The 20,585-nt window shown below is 69.4% G+C and carries 14 protein-coding genes; 9 read left to right on the plus strand and 5 right to left on the minus strand.

Annotated features, from left to right (window positions below):
- Positions 1-321: 321 nt before the first annotated feature.
- The 3 genes from ACFWX1_RS44425 to dnaE form a co-directional block, all read right to left on the minus strand.
- Positions 322-1,509, minus strand: a complete 1,188-nt coding sequence (locus ACFWX1_RS44425; RefSeq protein WP_378395949.1) for a low temperature requirement protein A — start codon at positions 1,507-1,509, stop codon at positions 322-324.
- Positions 1,510-1,962: 453 nt separating this feature from the next.
- Positions 1,963-3,453, minus strand: coding sequence for an MFS transporter (locus tag ACFWX1_RS44430; RefSeq protein ID WP_378395950.1), 1,491 nt, complete (start codon positions 3,451-3,453; stop codon positions 1,963-1,965).
- The gene (gene dnaE, locus ACFWX1_RS44435; protein WP_378395951.1) at positions 3,453-7,049 is read right to left on the minus strand and encodes a DNA polymerase III subunit alpha; all 3,597 of its coding nucleotides are present in this window, start codon (positions 7,047-7,049) and stop codon (positions 3,453-3,455) included. The genes ACFWX1_RS44430 and dnaE overlap by 1 nt, the downstream gene beginning before the upstream one ends.
- 196 nt (positions 7,050-7,245) lie before the next feature.
- On the opposite strand from dnaE, the gene ACFWX1_RS44440 reads away from it, so the two are divergent.
- Complete coding sequence (locus ACFWX1_RS44440) at positions 7,246-7,824, plus strand: TetR/AcrR family transcriptional regulator (RefSeq protein WP_378395952.1); 579 nt, start codon at positions 7,246-7,248, stop codon at positions 7,822-7,824.
- Positions 7,825-7,895: 71 nt separating this feature from the next.
- Positions 7,896-8,687 (plus strand): oxidoreductase, encoded by a 792-nt coding sequence (locus ACFWX1_RS44445; protein WP_378395953.1) that lies wholly within the window; start codon positions 7,896-7,898, stop codon positions 8,685-8,687.
- On the opposite strand, the gene ACFWX1_RS44450 is transcribed toward ACFWX1_RS44445, so the two are convergent.
- Both ACFWX1_RS44450 and ACFWX1_RS44455 read right to left on the minus strand, forming a co-directional pair.
- Complete coding sequence (locus ACFWX1_RS44450) at positions 8,674-10,221, minus strand: plasmid pRiA4b ORF-3 family protein (protein WP_378395954.1); 1,548 nt, start codon at positions 10,219-10,221, stop codon at positions 8,674-8,676. The genes ACFWX1_RS44445 and ACFWX1_RS44450 overlap by 14 nt on opposite strands.
- Positions 10,222-10,251: 30 nt before the next feature.
- Entirely contained in the window at positions 10,252-12,666 is a 2,415-nt protein-coding gene (locus tag ACFWX1_RS44455) for a GH92 family glycosyl hydrolase (RefSeq protein ID WP_378395955.1), read from the minus strand.
- A 407-nt stretch (positions 12,667-13,073) separates the two neighbouring features.
- Here ACFWX1_RS44455 and ACFWX1_RS44460 point away from each other — a divergent pair, with 407 nt between their 5' ends.
- From ACFWX1_RS44460 to ACFWX1_RS44490, 7 genes are all read left to right on the plus strand, one after another.
- A complete protein-coding gene (locus ACFWX1_RS44460; RefSeq protein ID WP_378395956.1) occupies positions 13,074-13,478 on the plus strand; it encodes a nitroreductase/quinone reductase family protein in 405 nt (134 codons plus the stop codon).
- On the plus strand, positions 13,475-14,137 hold the full coding sequence (locus tag ACFWX1_RS44465; protein WP_378395957.1) for an alpha/beta hydrolase fold domain-containing protein: 663 nt from the start codon (positions 13,475-13,477) through the stop codon (positions 14,135-14,137). The genes ACFWX1_RS44460 and ACFWX1_RS44465 overlap by 4 nt, the downstream gene beginning before the upstream one ends.
- A 165-nt stretch (positions 14,138-14,302) precedes the next feature.
- Positions 14,303-14,974, plus strand: a complete 672-nt coding sequence (locus ACFWX1_RS44470) for a FadR/GntR family transcriptional regulator (RefSeq protein WP_378395963.1) — start codon at positions 14,303-14,305, stop codon at positions 14,972-14,974.
- A gap of 103 nt (positions 14,975-15,077) precedes the next feature.
- Positions 15,078-16,421: an amino acid permease gene (locus ACFWX1_RS44475; RefSeq protein WP_378395964.1), complete on the plus strand. Its 1,344-nt coding sequence runs from the start codon at positions 15,078-15,080 to the stop codon at positions 16,419-16,421.
- 38 nt (positions 16,422-16,459) lie between these two features.
- Complete coding sequence (locus ACFWX1_RS44480; RefSeq protein ID WP_378395965.1) at positions 16,460-17,386, plus strand: asparaginase; 927 nt, start codon at positions 16,460-16,462, stop codon at positions 17,384-17,386.
- 10 nt (positions 17,387-17,396) lie between these two features.
- Complete coding sequence (locus tag ACFWX1_RS44485; protein ID WP_378395959.1) at positions 17,397-18,803, plus strand: aspartate ammonia-lyase; 1,407 nt, start codon at positions 17,397-17,399, stop codon at positions 18,801-18,803.
- Between the two features lie 84 nt (positions 18,804-18,887).
- Positions 18,888-20,516, plus strand: coding sequence for a CocE/NonD family hydrolase (locus tag ACFWX1_RS44490; protein WP_378395962.1), 1,629 nt, complete (start codon positions 18,888-18,890; stop codon positions 20,514-20,516).
- The last annotated feature ends 69 nt before the right edge of the window (positions 20,517-20,585 follow it).

The raw sequence follows: 20,585 nt of genomic DNA on the forward strand, positions 1-20,585 counted from the left end.
TTCAAACAATAAGCTCTACTGGCTTAGTTCACTAGCACACTGTTGAGTTCTCAAGCAACACACTGAATTGCTTCAAGCGATATTCATCAAGCTTTGTGTCCCGAGGGCGCACCGTGTACCCCGCGAAACTCGCGCTTCTCAAGGGTTTGGATGTGCTCTCCGGTTTGGGACCACCCACTCTACCACTTGCGTGGGAGCTTGGTTCGTGGCCCCGGTGGCCGCCCGGTCTCCCTGGCGACTTGAAGAACTTTACACGCCTCCGGAGGGGCCTGAACAGGGGGGTCCCTTAAAGCCGCGCCAACGCTCTGACCTGCGTCGATGTCACGATTCGGGCTCGCCGTGGGTCGCCACGACGGTGAGGGCCACGAGCGCGGCCGCCAGCACCGCGGTCACGTGGATCGGCGCCGGCGTGAACGACGCCGCGAGGACGAGCACCGCCGCCACCGGGAAGCCGATGGCGATCGGGCGGCATTCGTTGGTCGGCCCGATGTGCAGCAGCCAGACGCTGAGCAGGAACAGCGCGACCGGCACGGTGGTCACCAGCGCGGCGGCGAGTCCGGCGATATGCGTCTGATGGGTGTCGTAGTCGACGGCGACCTCGAGACCGGTGCCGACCGCGGCCGCCGAGGCGAAGATCAGATAGTGGCCGTAGCCCCAGCTCATCGTCGTCAGCATGCCGGGGTTCCCGCTCAGCCTGCGGTGTCCCGGCTGGTCGAAGTACAGCCACCACAACGAGAACACCAGGACCAGCCCGGCGACGGCCAGCCCCACCAGGTTCCCGACGTGCCCCTCCTTGATCCCCTCCCGGATCGCGTTCGTCGCGCTGAGCACCGTCTCGCCGAGCACGATCAGGGTGAACAGGCCGTACCGCTCGGCGATGTGATGCGGGTGCCACGTGGTCCCGGCCCGGCTCTCGGCCAGCATCGGCACGGCCAGTTCCGCCAGCACGATGACGAAGAACGCCGGGAACGCGATCGCGTCGGGCAGCGCGAGGCGCACGACCCACAGGACCTGGCAGATCGTGATCCCGGCGGCGTACCACAGGGCCGTGACCCGGAGCTCGGGCGAGGACCGGGCGGCCCGCAGCCATTGGGTGACCAGCGCCAGCCGCATGACCACGTAGCCGATGACCATCACCCGGAAGTCGCCGTCGAAGGCGCTCTCCACGCCGGCCGCGACGGTCAGGCCGCCGCCGATCTGCACCAGGGTCGTGATGCGGTAGGGCACGTCGTCGGTGTCGAACGCCGACGCGAACCAGCTGAAGTTCAGCCAGGCCCACCAGATCCCGAAGAACACGAGCGCGAAGCTCAGTACCCCGTGCCCGAAGTGTCCCTCGGTGAACGCGTGGTGCAGCTGCGCGCCCGCCTGGCCGACCGCGACCACGAAACAGAGGTCGAACAGCAGCTCCAGCGGGGTGGCGACGCGATGGTGCTCGTCGCTGTCCCGCGACCGCATGGGCCGGTACCACACCCTGATCCGGTTACCCGGTCGCGCGGACTCCTCCGACATCGGCGCTCCCTGTGCTCGGCATGATCACGAACACCGCCATCCCAGCACGTCCGGGGCGCCGGAGCGAACGCGACACCGGGAAAAGGTGAGCGGGCCCGGTTCCCCCTCACCCGGGCCCGCTCCAATGCCTTCGCGCTCACCGATACCCGAGATGGCTCCTCCGAGCTGGCGCCGGACGGTCCCCCGCGGACGCCGACGCGCTTTCTCCGAAGGTGACAGCAGTGTCCATTCCCCTCGCACCCCGAACACCCCGTCGCCCAGACCGGTCACCCCATCCCCAGGAGGCCGATCGGGCTGCCACTGTAGGTAATCAAAGTGGCGCACTGAAGGCCCCGTTAGGTCTACCCGGTTGCTCTGAGTAGCGCCAGTGGTTCCGCGACGCTGTCACCCGGATGGAGCAGTATGTTTATGCCCTGAGTAGTTTAGGCACGCTGAGGTACGGACACGAACGGTTCAGCCGCGCTGGATGTCCGCGGCGGAGGTTTCCGCGTCGCGACGATCCTTGTCACCTTGGGTGAGCACCGCCCTGGCCCGGCGCGTCCGCAGTTCGAGGATGGCGAGGACGAGCGCGGCACACGTGACGACGGCCGCGCAGCACATCGCGACGGACAGCGCGAGCGGGAACCGGCCCGGCGCCGCCCCTGCCACGGATTCGAAGACCGACGCGAGCACCGCCGTGCCGATCGCGGTGCCGATCCGCTGGCCGGTCTGCAACGCTCCCCCGGCCGCGCCCGCCATGCTCGGCGGCACGCATTCCAGCGTCAGCGTCGTGTTCGGCGAGATCACCATGCCGCCGCCGACCCCGGCGAACAGCAGTGGCGCGATGAACGCGATCCCGGCCGCCGACGCGGGTACCAGCCCGGCGAGCAGCGCCACGACGAGCAGGCCGAGCGCGACCATTGTCAGTCCGGTGACCGTCAGCCGCCGTCCCCAGCGCGGGACCAGCCTTCCCGCCACGGCGGCGGCCACCGCCGAACCGAGCGCGAACGGCGTCACCGCCAGCCCGGACTGCAGCGGCGTGTAGCCGAGCCCCTTCTGGAAGAACATCGCGAACACGAGCCAGATCCCGGCGAACCCGCAGAAGTAGAGGGTGCCGACCGCGGCGCCCGGCGCGTAGCCGGGAGTGCCGGTGAACAGCCGGATGTCGAGCAGCGGCGGCCGGCCGAGGCGGACCATCGTGCGTTCCCAGCGGACGAACGCGAAGCCGAACACCACCGCGACACCGAACAGCCACCACAGCCGGGACAACCCACCCTGCTCGGATTCCACCAGGGGCAGCAGCACGCCGAGCACGGCCACGGCGAGCAGCAGGATGCCGACGACGTCGATCTCGGTGCGCAGCCGCACCTTGCGTGGCGGCGTCTTGGGCAGCAGCCGCAACGCGGCCCCGAACGCGACGACGCCGATCGGCACGTTGACGTAGAACACCCAGCGCCAGCCGTCCGGATCGCCGAAGACCGCGAGGATGACGCCGCCGAGCACCGGGCCCACCGCCGTCGAGATCCCGACCACCGCGCCGAACATTCCGAACGCGCGGCCGCGTTCGGCGCCGCGGAACAGGTCCTGGATCATGCCGCTGTTCTGCGGGGTCAGCATGCCCGCGGCGCAACCCTGCAACAGCCGGGCGACGATCAGCGTCGTCTCGTCGGGCGCCGCCCCGGCGAACGCGCTGGTCGCCACGAACGCGGCCAGCGCGAACAGGAACATCCGGCGACGGCCGAGCGCGTCGCCGAGCCGTCCGCCGGAGACCAGGACGAGCCCGAACGTCAGCGCGTAACCGGAGACCACCCACTGGATGGCGCCATTGGAGGCGTGCAGGTTCCGCTGGATCGAGGGCAGCGCGGTGTTGACGATGCTGACGTCGAGCAGGCCCATGAACCCGGCCGCGAGGGTGACGGCAAGCCCTTTCCACCGTCGCGGATCGGGTTCGTAAGCCTCCGCCATCAGCTGTTCGCGGTGATCCCGCGGATCCCCTTCAGCTCACCGATGAGCATCGAGGTGACCTTGACCGGGTAGTCGTAGAGCGCGAACACCGTCTGCTGCTTCTGCCCGACGAGCTTGAGGTGCACCGGGGTTTCGCCCTTGTGCGCCAGCAAGGTCGACTTCAGCTCGCTGACCACCGACTGGTCGATCTTCTCGGCCGCCGCGAGCAGGACCAGCGGTGGCTCGTCCTCGCCGTTGGCGATGTCGGACAGGTCGAGGGTCGCCAGGCCGCCGCCGAACACCGACATCTTGTCCTCGCGCCAGTTCACCCTGCCCTTGACCAGGACGGCGTTGTCCTCGATCAGGTCGGCGGCGAACAACGCGTACGACTTGGGGAAGTAGAGCACCTCGATCGAGGCGTCCATGTCCTCGACCGTGCAGATGGCCCAAGGCTCGCCCTTCTTGTTGACCCGGCGCTCCAGCGAGGTGATCAGCCCGGAGATCACCACCTCGCCTTCCTTCGGCGGGTCGGCGAGCAGGGCCGCGATCGGCCTCGGCGCGTGCTTGCGCAGGATGCGCTCGGCGCCGTCGAGCGGATGTGCGGAGACGTAGAGCCCGAGCATCTCCCGCTCGTAGGCGAGCAGCTGCTTGCGCGGGTACTCCTCCTCGCCGAACTTCAGGTGCGCCAGCGGCGACGAGGACGACACGCTCGCGGTGTCCTCGGCCGACTCGTCCCCGAACGACCCGAAGAGGTCGAACTGGCCCATGGCTTCCTGGCGTTTGAGGGGGACGACGGCTTCGACGGCGTCTTCGTGGACCTGGATCATCGACAGGCGGGTGTGGCCCATCGAGTCGAACCCGCCCGCCTTGATCAGCGACTCGATGACCCGCTTGTTGCAGGCCACCAGCTCCGATTTGTCCAGGAAGTCGGTGAAGGAGGAGTACTTCCCCTTCTCCTCGCGGGTCTTGATGATCGACTCGACCACGTTCGCGCCCACGTTGCGGACGGCACCCAGCCCGAACCGGATGTCGTCCCCGACGGCCGCGAACCGCAGGGCCGACTCGTTGACATCCGGCGGCAGCACCTTGATCCCCAGCCGGCGGCACTCCGACAGATACACCGCCGACTTGTCCTTGTTGTCCCCCACCGACGTCAGCAACGCCGCCATGTACTCCGCGGTGAAATTCGCCTTGAGGTACGCGGTCCAATACGAGATCAGGCCGTACGCGGCCGCGTGGCTCTTGTTGAACGCGTACCCGGCGAACGGGAGGATCGTGTCCCACAGCGCCTTGATGGCCTCGGAGGAGAACCCGCCGGGGACCAGCTCGCTCGCCTTCATCCCGGCCTCGAAGCCCTCGAACTCCTTCTCGAGGACTTCCTGCTTCTTCTTGCCCATCGCGCGGCGGAGCACGTCCGCACGGCCCATCGAGTACCCGGCCACCTTCTGGCCGATGTGCATGATCTGCTCCTGGTAGACGATCAGGCCGTAGGTGTCGGCCAGGATCTCCCGCAGGGGCTCGTCGAGCTCGGGGTGGATGGGCTTGACCTTCTGCCGTCCGTTCTTGCGGTCGGCGTAGTCGTTGTGCGCGTTCATGCCCATCGGGCCGGGGCGGTACAGCGCGCCGACCGCGACGATGTCGTCGAACTGGGTCGGCTGCATGCGCCGCAGCAGGTCCCGCATGGGCCCGCCGTCCAGCTGGAACACGCCGAGCGTGTCACCGCGGGACAGCAGTTTGTAGGTTTCCTCGTCGGTGACGTCGAGGGTGTCGAGGTCGACGTCGATACCGCGGTTGGCCTTGATGTTGTCGATGGCGTCACCGATGACGGTGAGGTTCCGCAGGCCGAGGAAGTCCATCTTCAGCAGGCCGATGGCCTCGCACGACGGGTAGTCCCAGCCGGTGATGATCGAACCGTCGTCGCGCTGCCACAGCGGGATCGCGTTGGTCAGCGGCTCGCTGGACATGATGACCGCGCAGGCGTGCACGCCGGCGTTGCGGATCAGGCCTTCGAGGCCGCGGGCGGTCTCGAAGATCGTCTTGCACTCTTCGTCGGTCTCGACCAGCGCACGGACCTCGGCGGCTTCGCCGTAGCGCTCGTGCTTGGAGTCGACGATGCCGGACAGCGGGATGTCCTTGGCCATGATCGGCGGCGGCAGCGCCTTGGAGATCTTGTCCGCGATCGAGTAGCCGGGCTGTCCGAAGTGGACGCGGGCGGAGTCCTTGATCGCCGCCTTCGTCTTAATCGTGCCGAACGTGATGACCTGGGCGACCTTGTCGACGCCGTACTTGTCGGTGGCGTACCGGATCATCTCGCCGCGCCGGCGGTCGTCGAAGTCGATGTCGATATCGGGCATCGAGACGCGCTCGGGGTTGAGGAACCGCTCGAACAGCAGCTTCTGCGGGATCGGGTCCAGGTTGGTGATACCGAGCACGTACGCGACCAGCGAACCGGCGGCCGAACCACGGCCGGGACCGACCCGGATGCCCACCCGGCGCGCGTAGTTGATGAGGTCGGCGACGATGAGGAAGTACGCGGGGAAGCCCTTGCCGATGATGACGTCGAGCTCGGTCTCGATGCGCTCGTTGTAGTACGGGTCCGGCACGCCCTGCGGGAAGCGCCACTTCAGGCCCCGCTCGACCTCGGCACGCAGCCAGCTGGCCTGGTCGTAGCCGTCGGGGACCTCGAAGAACGGCAGGCGGTCCTTGTGGGCGTAGACCTCTTCATAGGATTCGACGCTCTCGGCGATCAGCAGAGTCGAGTCGGCGGCACCGGGCACCTCCTTGTCCCAGTACTCCCGCATCTCCGCCGCGGACTTCAGGTAGTAACCGTCCCCGTCGAACTTGAACCGCGTCGGATCATTCAGCGTCTTGCCCGCCTGCACACACAGCAGCGCCGAGTGCGTGTCCGCCTGATCCTTGGTCACGTAGTGCGAGTCGTTGGTGGCCAGCGGCTTGAGATCCAGCAACCGGCCCACCTCCAGCAGCCCCTCACGCACCGACCGCTCGATCGGCAGACCGTGATCCATCAGCTCCAGGAAGAAATTGTCCGCGCCGAAGATGTCCTTGTAATCCGACGCCGCCTGGATCGCCTCCTGCCGCTGCCCCAGCCGCAACCGGGTCTGCACCTCACCCGACGGGCACCCCGTCGTCGCGACGATCCCCTCATGATTCTCCGAGATCAGCTCACGATCCATCCGCGGCTTCCGGTAATACCCCTGCATCGACGCCAGCGACGACAGCTTGAACAGGTTCCGCAACCCCGTCGCGTTCCGCGCCAGCATCGTCATATGCGTATACGCACCACCACCCGAGACGTCACCGCCCTCACCGAACTCATCCGACCCACGCTGATTCGCCTGACCCCAGAACACCGGCTTCTTGTGAAACCGCGACTCCGGCGCGATATAGGCCTCGATGCCGATGATCGGCTTGATGCCGTGCTTCTTAGCCTGCTGATAGAACTCGTCCCCGCCATACATGTTCCCGTGATCGGTCATCCCCACCGCGGGCATCTCCAACCGCGCCGCCTCCGCGAACAACGGAGCGATCTTCGCCGCACCATCGAGCATCGAATACTCGGTGTGGACATGCAGGTGGACGAAAGAATCGTTCGACACCAGCGAAAACCTCCCCTAAGACGGACGGGTCCCGGCGATCTGCGGCGGCTCGGGCCCTCCACCCTATGCCCTCGCCCGAGCGCCCGCGCAGGGCCTCATTCTGCGCCTCGCGGGCCTCGTTGCCCATCCGACATGCGGACCCGGACCGCCGGGAAATATTTGACTTGCAGTTCCAGTATCGGCTAGCTTGCTCTCCATGGCCCGTCCCAAGACCTTCGACCCGGACACCGCCGTACACCAGGCGATGGACGTGTTCTGGACGAACGGGTACGCCGGGACCACGCCCCAGCAACTGGTCGACGCGCTCGGGATCGGGCGCGGCAGTCTCTACAACGCGTTCGAGAGCAAGCACGGCCTCTACGAGCGCGCGCTGCGGCACTACCGGAAGACCGAGACGGCCCGGCTGCTCGAAGCACTCGACGCCCCCGGCCCGGCCCGCGCCCGGATCCGGGCAGCGCTGCGGCTGGTTGTCGACGCCGCGCTCGCCGACGATCAGCGCCGCGGCTGCCTCGCCGCCAACGCCGCCGTCGAGTTCGCCGACCGGGACGACACGGTGAACATGCTGGTACGCCGCATCTTCGACGAGCAGGAGCGGGCCTTCCGCGACACGATCAAGGAGGGCCAGCGAGCCGGGGAGATCGCGGCGGACCTCGACGCCGGCGCACTCGCGGCCTTCCTGCTCGCGACCATCAACGGGATCCGCGTGCTGGCCAAGGCCGACCCCGATCCCCAGCGGCTCGGCGGCCTCGCCGAAACGGCGCTTCGCGCTCTCTGACCGGCTCCCTTCCGGGAGTCGTTCAGCACGCCCTAGTTTTGTAACTCTAGTTCAAGAAAGTGGGAGAGATCATGGACCTGCACCTGGCCGGGAAGACCGCGGTGGTCACCGGCGGCAGCAAGGGCATCGGGCTCGCCATCGTCCGCACGCTGGCCGCCGAGGGCATGCGCGTGGTCGCGGCCGCGCGCACCGTCACGCCCGAGCTGGCCGCGCTCGCCCCGGACGTCACGGCCGTGACCGCCGACCTCGCGACCCGCGAGGGCGCGCGGACGCTGGGCGCCCGAGCCCTCGACGTGCTAGGCGGCGTCGACATCCTGGTCAACAACCTCGGCGGGGTCCGCTCCGGGATCGGGCACGACGAGCGGTTCGCCGACATCGACGACGACGCCTGGCAGGAGACGTTCGAGCTGAACCTGTTCAGCGCGGTCCGGGTCACCCGCGCCGTCCTGCCGAGCGTCGTCGAACGCCGGGGTGTGATCATCACGATGTCGTCGATCGGCGCCCGGTTCGCGCATCCCCCGATTGAGTACGGCGCCGCCAAGGCCGCGCTGACCAACGTCAGCAAGGCACTCGCCGAGGAGCTCGGCCGTCACGGCGTCCGCGCGGTGACCGTGAGCCCCGGCCCGACCCGCACCCAGAACTGGTCGGATCCCTCGAGCATGGCCGGCGACCTCGCGCGGGAGGCCGGGCTCGACCTCGACACGTTCCTCGCCGAACTGCCGGGGCGGATGGGCATCACCACCGGACGGCTCGCCGAGCCCGAGGAGACCGCCGCGCTCGTCGCGTTCCTGGCCTCACCGCACGCGGCGAACATCACCGGCACCGACTACCTCGTCGACGGCGGGGTGATCAAGACCGTGTGACCAGCCCGAACTCGCCGAGTTCCTCGTTCACCTCGCCGGCGCTGAAATGCTCGGGCTCGAACTCGTCGCCGTCGCAGAGACCCATCCAGTCCAGCTGCGACTCGTGGTCCGGATCGTCCGGGTCGGCGAGGGTCGCGGCGAGGTGCTCGTAGCCGCCGATCCCGCCGCAGTCCTCCGGCGGGGCGGCGCGCTTGCCGCCGGTGCAGCGCGGGTAGTCCGCCGCCGGGTCGGCGTCCAGCACCTTCTCGACGAGGATCTCGTGCTCCCAGTGGTCACCGAAGTCGTAGAGGTAGCGGAACTTGCTCTTCGCCCCGGGTGCGGCCTGTTCGAGGGTGACCGCGCTTTCGTCGCGGAAGTCCAGTTCCGGGTTGGGAATCCCGAAGTCGCCGTACGGGGTCTGAAACACGTGCGGGTGACTGTGCTCCCACTCGAAGGCGACCTGGAGGATCTCGTGCAGCACGGAAAGCGTGGTGTCGGCACGCACTTCCAGACGCCGCCAGATCGGCGGTTTCGCGCCCTTCAGGCTCACCTTGAGCTGATACACCGGCGCGGGCGGGTCGGACTTCTTCCGCTTCGGCGGCAGCTCCGCCGTCCCCACCCGGCCGAGATCGAGAGGCGGCCTGGACGTCAGGTACGACGCGCTGTCACCACAGTCGGCGGGATGCGGCGGCTTGGGCTTGTCCGATTCCGGAAGACCGCGAAGCCTGGCCCGCGTCAGCATGGCGTTCGCGGGATAGGCGGGCCCCTCGTCCTCTTCCAGTGCCTCGGCCAGCATGAGCTGGGCCAGCGGGTCCCCGTCGTGGACTTCCCGCGCGTCCAGCGCGATCTCGACCTGCCTCCGGAACTCGGCGGGCTCGAGATCCTCCTCGACGAACTCGAGCCCTGCCGCGCCGCAATCCTCACGCATGCTGTCGACCATGCCGGGCACGTCCTGGCTTTCGAGGACCAGGATGTCCCTGGCGGCGCCGCAGTCCGCATTGTCCACATGGATCACCAAGCCGTGTGACCGGTCACCACGCTGGAAGATGCCGAGGAGCACCGCGGCAAGGCCGAGGGTGTCGCCGAGCCGCTTGCATCCGGAAACCGTCACGGGCTCGGCGAGTTCGGCCGCCCATCGGGGCTCCGGCACCCCCGCGCCCACGAGCCGGGCGGCGGCCGCCGACGCGGCTGCGCCCAGGCTGCCGTCGCCGACCGAGCCGGCCGCCAGCAGAAGCGCCAACGCCCCGGGAGACGCCTCGGCTTCGATCGCCGGCAGGAGGCCGTCGAGGAACAGCTCCACAGTGCCACCGCCGAACTGGCTGTTGGCCACGACGAGTGCTCCCGTCACCTCCGCGTGGAGCGGGTCCTCCTCCGCGCGGATGTCCTCGCCGACCGCGGCCATGCCCTTGATCAGGCTCTCCGGGTCGAAGTCCTCGCCGGTGCACTCCGGGCAGTCGCATTCCCCGGCGGGAGGCACGACGGTGAGCGGGAAACGCTGCGCCTTGGTGTTCTTCTTCTGTTTTTTGGGTTTACGGCCACGGCTGCGGGGGCTCATTCCCCGTAGTGTGCCCCATCACACCGACAGTCAGGACAACGGTGCCTGCGGCGGCGCGTCGGCGGGCGCGGTCCCCCAGCCGGTGTTGGGCCGGGTGCCCAGGTCGTAGGTGATCGTGCCGCCGTTCGCCACGAACGCCTCCGACACCCACGGCCGCTGCGTCGGCGAGCCATTGACCCGCACGCCCTGGACGTAGAACGTGCCGGCCGACGCGCGGGGTGCCTCGACGGTGATCGTGGCGCCGTTGCCGCGGTGCACGATCGCCCTCGGGAACAACGGGCTCGCCAGCACGAGGTCCGCGCGGCTCGGGATCTGCGGGAACATGCCGAGCGCGGCGAAGACGTACCAGGACGACATGGTGCCGAGGTCGTCGTTGCCGGGCAGGCCGCCGGTGCCGGGGCCGTACACGGTGTTCACGATCTGGCGGACCGTTTCCTGCGTCTGCCACGGACGGCCGAGATAGTCGTACAGCCATGGCGCGTTGATGTCCGGTTCGTTGCCCGGGTTGTAGTGCAGGTCGTCGATGCCGGTGAGTGCCCACTTTCCCACGCTGTCACGGAAGAATCCGTCGAGGCGGGCGAGGGTGGCCTTGTCCCCGCCGAGTCCGGCGACGAGGCCGCGGACGTCGTGCGAGGCCATCCAGGTGTACTGCGCGCTGCTGCCCTCGACGAACCCGGCGTCCGAGGCCGGGTCGAACGGCGTCACCCAGCTGCCGTCCGCGCGGCGCGCCTGGAGGTACGGGCCCGCGGCGGTCGCTTTCGGGTTGATCAGGTTCCGCCAGTACGCCGAGCGGGCCAGGAAGTTCGCCTGTTCCGGAGCGCGGCCGAGGCGGGCGGCCCAGTCGGACAGCGCGTAGTCGGCGACGGAGTCTTCGAGTGTTTCGGCCGCCGAACCCCAGCAGTGGCAGGCGTTGTCCGGCGCGTAGTGCAGGCGCAGATACTCGCCGAGGCCAGGCCGCTGGCCGACGCACTGCACGGGACAACCCGCGTCACGTGTGTCGTTCGCGGTGGGCACGGTGGCCGCCCTGACGAGCGAGTCGAAGGCACCGCGCACGTCGAAGTCCTTGGCACCGAAGGCATACATCCCGGCGAGCGCGGGCGCCGACGGGTCGCCGCTCATCACGTGGGTGGGGCCGTTGTTGTGCAGCCAGCGGTCCCATTCGCCGCCGTTCTGCCCGGCGAAGTTGTACAGCGACTGGGCGTAGTCGCTCGCACGGCGCGGGTCGAGGAACGCGAGCAGCTGGACCTGCGCGCGATAGACGTCCCAGCCGGAGAACGTGCCGTACTGCGCCCGCTGCCCGTTCACGAGCCGGTGGACTTTGCCGTCGCTGCCGAGGTATTCGCCGGTGACGTCGTCGAACAGGCTCGGCTGCTGGAGTGCGTGGTAGAGCGCGGTGTAGAAGGTCGTGAGCTGGGAATGCGTGCCGCCGCCGAGGACGATCCGGGACAGCTCGCCCTGCCACGCGCGCCGGGCGGCGCCGCGGACGGCGTCGAAGGAGGTGCCGGCCGGGATCTCGGCGTCGGCGTTGCGCTGCGCGTTAGCCGCGCTGACATAGGAAATCCCGATCCTCGCGGTGACCGGTCCCTTCGCCGGGTCGAAGGTGACGTAGCCGCCCGAGCCGTGGCCCGGCCGCGCCGCGTCGGTGAAGCCCTCGCCGCCGCTTGCCCGGCTCGTGCCGGGACGCAGTGTGCCGTCGACCCACGTGCCCTGGCCGACGACCGGCTTGTCGAACTGGACGCTGAAATAGAGCGTGTAGTAGGAGCGCTGGTTCTCGGCGCCGCCCTCGGTGCGTCCGCAGAAGCCGCCGGAGTCGACCGATCCGGTGATCCGGCCGTGTTCGGCGTCGATGCGGATGTCGGCGTTCTTGCTGCCGGGCAAGGAATTCGACGTGCGGAACAGCAGGTTCGCCGGCTTGCCCTTCGGGAAGGTGAAGCGGCCGAGCCCGGCGCGATCGGTGACGGCGAGGTCGGCGCTCGTGCCGTTGGCCAGGCCTACGCGGTAGTGGCCGGGTTCGGCGGTCTCGTCGGCGTGGGAGAAGTCGCTGGCGAAGATCTCGTCCTTGCTGTCGGCCGAGGGAGACGTCCGGATTTCGCCGGGGTACGGCATGACCGGCACGTCCCCGGACGCGCCGGGCGTGCAGCCGGTGCCGTTCAGGTGGGTCAGGCTGAACCCGCGCAGCCGCGTGACGTCGTACTGGTATCCGCCCGCCGCGCCGCTGCCCGCCTGGTTGCCCTTGGTCGTGGCCGGGCTCCAGGCGATCATCCCGAACGGCTTCGTGGCACCGGGATACACGTTGCCCGCGTTGGTGGTGCCGATCATCGGGTCCACATAGGACACCGGATCGGCGACCAGCGCGACGGCGGCTTGCGCCGGGGTGATCGTGGTGGCCGCGAGTGTCGCGGCGCCGAGCGTGGTGAGGAACGCGCGCAGGATCCGGTTCGTCATGACCGTCCTTTGACATCGTTGTCAGCCTGACGGTCGGTAACGCTACCGACGCGGCCGGATCGGGGTCAACGCACCGGCGGCGTCCTGTCCCGTTGTCATGGGCTGAAGGGGACGTTCGTCTCACGGGATTTGCTGAAGGGGGGGGGGGGGTTCGAGCTGGCGACGAGGGCGGGAGAGCAGCGCTACAAGCCGCTCACAAACACGGCTCAACGGTCGCGGCCGAGCCTCCCCGTGTTGTCGGGGGCGCGCGGTTCTTCACTCTCAGGGTCTTGTCGTCTCGGTCCTTCCCCCCCCCCCCCCGCCCACCAACCCCCCCTTCAGCACACGCCGCCGGAGGAAATCACGTTGACGCGGGGAGGTGCGCACGGCAGACTTCAACACCGTTGAAGTTCGAGCGAAGGAGACTGATGAAGATCGACCTGCGAGCCATGAACGAGCGTGTGATCGCCGGCTTCCGCGCGCGTGGCGGGCAGGCTGACGGGCCGCCGATGCTGCTGCTCACCACCACGGGTGCACGCAGCGGTCAGCCGCATCTGACGCCGCTGCTGTACCTGCCCGACGGGGAGCGTCAGGTGGTGTTCGCGGCCAACGGCGGCGCCCCGGAACACCCGGACTGGTACCGGAACCTGCGCGCGAACCCGGAGGTCACCGTCGAGGCCGGCGGCGAGACGTTCCCCGCGCGGGCCGCCGAAATCACCGGTGAGGAGCGCGACCGGCTGTTCGTCGCGCAGGCGGCCGTGTTCGGCAGGCTGACCGAGCACCAGGCGAAGACCGGCCGCCCGTTCCCGGTCGTCGCGCTGACCCGCGCATGACCGCGCCCCTCACCGTCGTGTACGCGCACGGCGGCGGATTCACCTCGTACGACCCGGAACTCGGCGCGGCCAGGGCCCACGCGCTGGCCGCGTCCGGGCTCCGGGTCGTCCCGGTCGCTTACCGGCTCGCGCCGGAACACCGCTGTCCCGCGCAGATCGAGGACGTCCTCGCCGCGTGCCGGGAAATCGACGGTCCGTTCGCGCTCCTGGGCGAGTCGGCGGGCGGCACGATCGTGTTGTCCGCGCTGCCCCGGCTGCTCGACGGCGGCCGCGTGCCGCTCGGCGTCGCGGCGATCTCACCGGTCGCCGACCTGACACTGCCCGGCATGTCCTTCACCACCAACGAAAGCAAGGACATCATCGGCCGGGCCGTGCTCGCCGAGTCCGTCCGGGCCTACCTCGGCGAACTCGACCCGGCCGGGCCGCACTCCCCCGCGCACCTGCCGCTGGAAAACCTGCCGCCGCTGTGGCTCGCGGTGGGCACCGACGAGGTCCTGCTCGACGACGTCACCGCGTTCGCCGGACGCGCCCGCGATGCCGGCGTCCGCACCGAACTACGGCGTTATCCCGGCGCCCGGCACGGCTTCCAGTTCGGCGAAAGCACCGTCGACGCCGACCTCGCGGAGTGGCTTTCGAGCCTCACCGCGGCCGTGAACTGACCCACATTCCCGATGATCACCGCAGGTCAGCGCCCCGTCCGACGCGGGCCCCCGCCGAGCGGCCAGCCGTCGTCTTGACAATGTAGACGGTCGAACCCGACGATCTCGCCCATGAACCTGTCTGACAGCCAGACAGCCGGACAGGGTCCGCGTCGGGTGAGCGCCATGGAAGCCGTCCTGGCCCATCTCCGGCGTGCCATCGAGCGGGGAGACTACGCGGTCGGCGACAAGCTCCCCTCGGAGGCCAGCCTCGGCAAGGAATTCGAGGTCAGCCGCTCGGTGATCCGGGAGGCACTGCGCGGGTTGCAGGCGCTCGGGCTGACGATGTCGCACACCGGCAAGGGCACGTTCGTGACCGCGAACGGGCCGGTGGAGAACCCGACCTTCGGGCCGTACTCGGCCCGCGACCTGTTCGAGGTGCGCCGCCACGTGGAGATCCCGGTCGCCGGGTACGCCGCGCTGCGCCGCGGCTCCGACGATCTCGACCTGCTCGGCCACCTGGTCTCCCGCATGGACGCGGAGACCGACAACACCGCCTGGGTGGCGCTCGACTCGCTGTTCCACATCACTATCGCGCAGGCATCGGGGAACCCGGTGTTCGGCAAGGTCATCGAGGAGATCCGCGACGCGCTGGCCCGCCAGTCGTCGTTCCTCAACCAGCTCGGCGGACGGCGCGCGCAGTCGAACGTCGAGCACCGCCGGATCGTCACGGCGATCGCCGCCGGTTCGGAGGAAGCGGCCGTGGCCGCGATGACCGCGCATCTGCAGCACGTCGAAAACGCCCTGACCACCATCGTGCGGCCGAGCCACGCGAAAACCCCGGACAAGGACGACTGACACCGTGAGCGAGACCCTCCAAACCACCGAACAGGCCGCCCCGGCGCCGGTCGACGCCGGCGACGCGGGCTACAGCAAATCGCTGAAGTCCCGGCACATCAACATGATCGCCATCGGCGGCGCGATCGGGACGGGCCTGTTCCTCGGCGCGGGCGGCAGGCTGGCGCAGGCGGGCCCGGCACTGGCCATCGTGTACGCGGTGTGCGGGCTGTTCGCCTTCTTCGTGGTGCGTTCGCTCGGCGAGCTCATCCTGTACCGGCCGTCCTCGGGCGCGTTCGTCTCCTACGCGCGGGAGTTCATGGGCGAGAAGGGCGCGTACGTCGCCGGCTGGATGCACTTCCTGAACTGGTCGACCACCGGCATCGCCGACATCACCGCGATCGCGCTCTACGCGCACTTCTGGTCGTTCTTCACGCCGATCCCGCAGTGGGTGCTCGCGCTGATCGCGCTCGCGGTCGTGCTGACGCTGAACCTGGTGTCGGTGAAGCTGTTCGGCGAGATGGAGTTCTGGTTCGCCATCATCAAGGTCGCCGCGCTGGTGGCGTTCATGATCGTCGGCATCGTGCTGCTGGTGACGCAGACCCCGATCGACGGCCACGCCCCCGGACCGCAGCTGATCGCCGACCACGGCGGGATCTTCCCCGCCGGGATCCTGCCGATGGTGCTGATCGTCCAGGGCGTCGTGTTCGCCTACGCCTCGTGCGAGCTGGTCGGTGTCGCGGCGGGTGAGACGGAGAACCCGCAGAAGATCATGCCGAAGGCGATCAACTCCATCATGTGGCGCATCGCGGTCTTCTACGTCGGTTCGGTCGTGCTGCTGGCGATGCTGATGCCGTGGAGCTCGTACAGCAAGAACGAAAGCCCGTTCGTCACCGTGCTCGCGCATCTGGGTGTGCCGTCGGCGGGCAGCATCATGAACCTGGTCGTGCTCACCGCCGCCATGTCCAGCCTCAACTCCGGCCTCTACTCCACCGGCCGGATCCTGCGGTCGATGTCGAAGGCGGGTTCGGCGCCGAAGTTCACCGGCGTGATGAACAGGAACCAGGTCCCCTACGGCGGGATCCTGCTCACCGCCGCGGTGTGCGTGCTCGGCGTCGGACTGAACTACCTGGTGCCGAAGGACGCGTTCGAGATCGTGCTGAACTTCGCCGCGGTCGGCATCCTCGGCACCTGGGCCATCATCGTGCTGAGCCATCTTCTGTTCGTGCGCAAGGCGAAACGCGGCGAAGTGACGCGGCCGTCGTACCGGCTGCCGTTCTCGCCCTACACCGAGATCGTCACGCTGGTGTTCCTGGCGGCGGTCGTGGTGCTGATGGGCCTCGACGAGACCGGCCGGATCACGCTGATGGCGCTGCCCGCGATCCTCGTCGCGCTGGTCATCGGCTGGTTCTGCGTGCGCAAGCGGATCGACATGAGCGTGCTGGAAGCCGCGGAGGAGAAGCTGTGAGAACCGCGGTTCCCGCGCACGAACCGCTCGTGCACCTGATGCGCGGCGGCATGGTCGAAGGCGTCCACCACGGTTCGGTCGTGGTGCTCGCCGCGGACGGCTCGACGTTGTTCGCCGCGGGCGATCCCGACGCCGTGATGTACCCGCGCTCGACGGCGAAACCGCTGCAGGCGGCGGCGATGGCGCGGCTCGGGCTGCGCCTGCCGCCCGCCGGGTTCGCGATCGCCGCGGCCAGTCACTCCGGCGAAGGCATCCACCTCGACGCCGCGCGCGCGATCCTGGCGGCACACGGCCTCACCCCGGAAGCGTTGCGTACCCCGGAGGACTACCCGTTCGACCCGGTCGAGCGGGACGAGTGGGTGGCCGCCGGGCGCGTGCCGGGCAGGCTCGCGCACAACTGCTCGGGCAAGCACGCGGCGATGCTCGCGACCTGCCGCAAGTACGGCTGGACCGAGCACGACTACCTCGACCCCGGCCATCCGCTGCAACTGGCGATCGCCACCAGCGTCGAGGACCTGACCGGCGCGCCGATCCCGCACGTGAGCGTCGACGGCTGCGGCGCGCCGCTGTTCGCGATGACGCTGCGAGGACTGGCGACCGCGCTTTCGCGGATCGCCACCGCCCCATCGGGCACCCCGGAAGCCCTTGTCGCGCACGGCATCCGGGCGCACCCTGAGCTGGTGGGCGGGTCGCGGCGGGACGTCACGGCGTTGATGCGCGCGGTGCCGGGGCTGATCGCGAAGGACGGTTTCGAGTCCGTTCAGGTCGCGGCGCTGCCGGACGGGACGGCGGTGGCGATCAAGATCGCCGACGGCGCCGACCGGGCCCGGCCGCCGGTGCTGGCCGCCGCGCTCGCACTGTCCGGTGTGGACAGTGCGGCACTCGAACCGTTCGCGGGGACGGACGGACCCGACGGCCTGCGTGTCGCCGGGGCACTGGCGCGGCAGCCGGCCGGCGCCGCATAGGGGGAGAATCATGACCTACCGTGTCGAGCACGATCTGCTGGGGGACAAGGAAGTTCCGGCCGGGGCGTACTGGGGCGTGCACACCGCGCGGGCCAGGGAGAACTTCCCGATCACGGGCACCGCGATCTCGGCGTATCCGCACCTGATCGAGGCACTGGCCGCGGTGAAGGAGGCCGCGGCCCGCGCGAATGCCGAACTGGGACTGCTGTCGCCCGAGGACGCCGAGGCGATCTGCGCCGCCTGCAAGGAGATCCGGGCCGGTGCGCTGCACGACGAATTCGTCGTCGACGTCGTCCAGGGCGGCGCCGGTACGTCGACGAACATGAACGCCAACGAGGTGATCGCCAACCGCGCGCTCGAACTGCTCGGGCACGAGAAGGGCGACTACGCCCGGCTGCACCCGAACGAACACGTCAACCTCGGCCAGTCCACCAACGACGCCTACCCGAGCGCGGTGCGGCTCGCGACGATCATCGCGGTACGCGAGCTTTCCGAGGCGATGATCGTGCTGGAGCGGGCGTACGCGGCGAAGGCCGCCGAGTTCCGCGACCTGCTCAAAATGGGCCGCACGCAGTTGCAGGACGCGGTGCCGATGACGCTGGGCCAGGAATTCGGGACCTACGCGGTGATGCTCGGCGAGGACCGGCTGCGGCTGACCGAGGCCGTCGCCCTGCTGCACGAGATCAACCTCGGCGCGACCGCGATCGGCACCGGGCTCAACGCGGCGCCGGGGTACGCCGGGGCCGCGTGCCGTCACCTGCGCGAGATCACCGGGCTGCCGCTGGTGACCTCGGCGGATCTGGTGGAGGCGACGCAGGACTGCGGCGCGTTCGTGCACCTGTCCGGGGTGCTCAAGCGGATCGCGGTGAAGCTTTCCAAGGGCTGCAACGATCTCCGGCTGCTGTCCTCGGGCCCGCGCGCCGGGCTGAACGAGATCAATCTGCCGCCGGTGCAGGCCGGGTCGTCGATCATGCCGGGCAAGATCAACCCGGTGATCCCCGAGGTGGTCAACCAGATCGCGTTCGAGGTCATCGGCAACGACGTCACGGTGACCATGGCCGCCGAAGCCGGTCAGCTGCAGCTCAACGCGTTCGAGCCGATCATCCTGCACGCGTTGTCGGAGAGCATCACGCATCTGCGGTCGGGCTGCCTCGTGCTGGCGCGGCGCTGCGTCGAGGGCATCACCGCCAACGTCGGCGTCATGCGGGGATATGTCGACAACTCGATCGGGCTGGTGACCGCGCTCAACCCGAGCATCGGGTACGCGGCGGCGACCGAGATCGCCAAGGAGGCACTGGCTTCCGGGCGGGGCGTGGCCGAGCTGGTCGTCGAAAAGGGACTGCTGCCCGCGGACGAACTGGCCCGGCTGCTGCGCCCGGAGACCGTCGCGAGGCTGGTGCCGCCCGCGCCCGCCTGATCGCGCGAAGTGAACGGCGGCCCGCGGACGGCTTCCGCGGGTAGCGTCGGGTGGGGAAGCGATCACCCGGCGAAAGGCGGATCCGTGCTGGAGCGAGTTGTCGACCGACTGCTGGGCCTGCCCGCTGCCGAGGGCCCGCCGCCGGTGGTGACCAGGGGGCTGTCGATCCCGATGCCCGACGGCGTCCGGCTGCTGGCCGATCGCTACGCGCCCGCCGGGACCACGTCGGCGCCGGTCGTGCTGATCCGCACCCCCTACGGCAGGGGCGTGCTGATCGGGAAGCTCTTCGGCGAGACCCTGGCCCGGCACGGGCTGCAGGTCGTCCTGCAGAGCACGCGCGGCACCTTCGGCTCCGGGGGCGAGTTCCGCCCGTTCCACACGGAGAAGGAGGACGGCCTCGCCACGGCGCGGTGGCTGCGCGAGCAGCCGTGGTGTGACGGCAGGCTGGCCATGGCGGGCGCCAGCTACCTCGGGTACACGCAGTGGGCGCTCGCGCCCTATCTCGACCCGCCGCTGGAGGCGATGTGCCTCGGGGTCACCGCATCCGAATTCGTCTCGGCCTTTTACCCGGGCGGCGTGCTCGCCGCCGACGACATGGTGTCGTGGTCGGCGCTGATCGGACGGCAGGAAAGCCGCTTCGCCGCGCTGCCCAACCCGTTCCAGGCACGGCGGACCCGGCGTGCGATGACGACCCTGCCGCTCGCCGCCGCCGACGTCGCCGCGATCGGGAAACCGGTGCGGTTCCTGCAGGACGTCACCGCGCACGCCGAACCGGGCGATCCGTTCTGGGCCAAGGCCGACCACCGCGCGGAGGTGGCCGGGCTGCGGACGCCGGTGAGCATGGTGACCGGCTGGTACGACCTGTTCCTCGCCGAGCAGCTGCGCGATTTCCGCACGCTGGCCGCGGCGGGCCGGAACCCGCGGATCACCATCGGGCCGTGGGCGCACGGCGAGCCGGGGATGCTCAAAGTGCTGATCCTCGACCAGATTTCGTGGCTCCGGGCGCACCTGCACGGCGACCGCGCCGAGTTGCGGCGGTCCCCGGTGCGCATTTACCTGCAGGGCGCCGGGCGCTGGCTCGACTTCGACCAGTGGCCGCCGGCGGAAACCACCGCGAAACCACTCCACCTCCAGCCCGTCGGCGGACTCGGCGAGGACGTGCCGGGCGAGTCGGTGCCCGCGACGTTCACCTACGACCCGGCCGATCCGACGCCGTCGGTCGGCGGGCCGCTGCTGTCGGGGAAGAGCAAACAGCGGGACAACCAGGCCGTCGAAGCGCGGTCGGACGTGCTCGTGTTCACCGGCGCTCCGCTGGCGGCCGATCTCGATCTGATCGGCGAGGTGTCCGCGACGATCCACGTGCGCACCGACCTCGGCCACGCCGATGTCTACGTGCGACTGTGCGATGTGGACAGTCGCGGTGTTTCGCTCAACGTCACCGAGGGCATCCTCCGGCTCCGCCCCGGTGTCCCGGAGTCCGATGTGGACGGTGTGGTGCGGGCGTCGATCGAGCTCGAGCCCACCGCCTACCGGTTCCGGCGCGGCCACCGGCTCCGGGTCCAGGTCGCGGGCGGGGCCTTCCCCCGGTTCGCCCGCAATCACGGCACCGGCGAGCCGATCGTCTCGGCGGTGGCCGGGAAACCCTGCCGCTTCGAGATCTTCCACGACCCCGCCCACCCCAGCCACCTCACGCTACCGGTCTTCCCCGGCTAAGTCCATTGTGGAGTGCGATGCCGTGAAGGGGGCCTTGACGGCGCTGAGCGCTGTGAAGGACCCCTTCAC

This window comes from Amycolatopsis sp. NPDC059021, assembly GCF_042739895.1.
In the GTDB taxonomy this organism is placed as follows: domain Bacteria; phylum Actinomycetota; class Actinomycetes; order Mycobacteriales; family Pseudonocardiaceae; genus Amycolatopsis.

Bases quoted from the DNA above. Each gene is read 5' to 3' on its own strand.
- ACFWX1_RS44425 (WP_378395949.1), bottom strand. From the start codon at position 1,509: ATGTCGGAGGAGTCCGCGCGACCGGGTAACCGGATCAGGGTGTGGTAC.
- ACFWX1_RS44440 (WP_378395952.1), top strand. From the start codon at position 7,246: ATGGCCCGTCCCAAGACCTTCGACCCGGACACCGCCGTACACCAGGCG.
- ACFWX1_RS44485 (WP_378395959.1), top strand. From the start codon at position 17,397: ATGACCTACCGTGTCGAGCACGATCTGCTGGGGGACAAGGAAGTTCCG.
- ACFWX1_RS44460 (WP_378395956.1), top strand. From the start codon at position 13,074: ATGAAGATCGACCTGCGAGCCATGAACGAGCGTGTGATCGCCGGCTTC.
- ACFWX1_RS44470 (WP_378395963.1), top strand. From the start codon at position 14,303: ATGGAAGCCGTCCTGGCCCATCTCCGGCGTGCCATCGAGCGGGGAGAC.
- ACFWX1_RS44480 (WP_378395965.1), top strand. From the start codon at position 16,460: ATGCGCGGCGGCATGGTCGAAGGCGTCCACCACGGTTCGGTCGTGGTG.
- ACFWX1_RS44465 (WP_378395957.1), top strand. From the start codon at position 13,475: ATGACCGCGCCCCTCACCGTCGTGTACGCGCACGGCGGCGGATTCACC.
- ACFWX1_RS44475 (WP_378395964.1), top strand. From the start codon at position 15,078: ATGATCGCCATCGGCGGCGCGATCGGGACGGGCCTGTTCCTCGGCGCG.
- ACFWX1_RS44445 (WP_378395953.1), top strand. From the start codon at position 7,896: ATGGACCTGCACCTGGCCGGGAAGACCGCGGTGGTCACCGGCGGCAGC.
- ACFWX1_RS44450 (WP_378395954.1), bottom strand. From the start codon at position 10,221: ATGAGCCCCCGCAGCCGTGGCCGTAAACCCAAAAAACAGAAGAAGAAC.
- ACFWX1_RS44430 (WP_378395950.1), bottom strand. From the start codon at position 3,453: ATGGCGGAGGCTTACGAACCCGATCCGCGACGGTGGAAAGGGCTTGCC.
- ACFWX1_RS44455 (WP_378395955.1), bottom strand. From the start codon at position 12,666: ATGACGAACCGGATCCTGCGCGCGTTCCTCACCACGCTCGGCGCCGCG.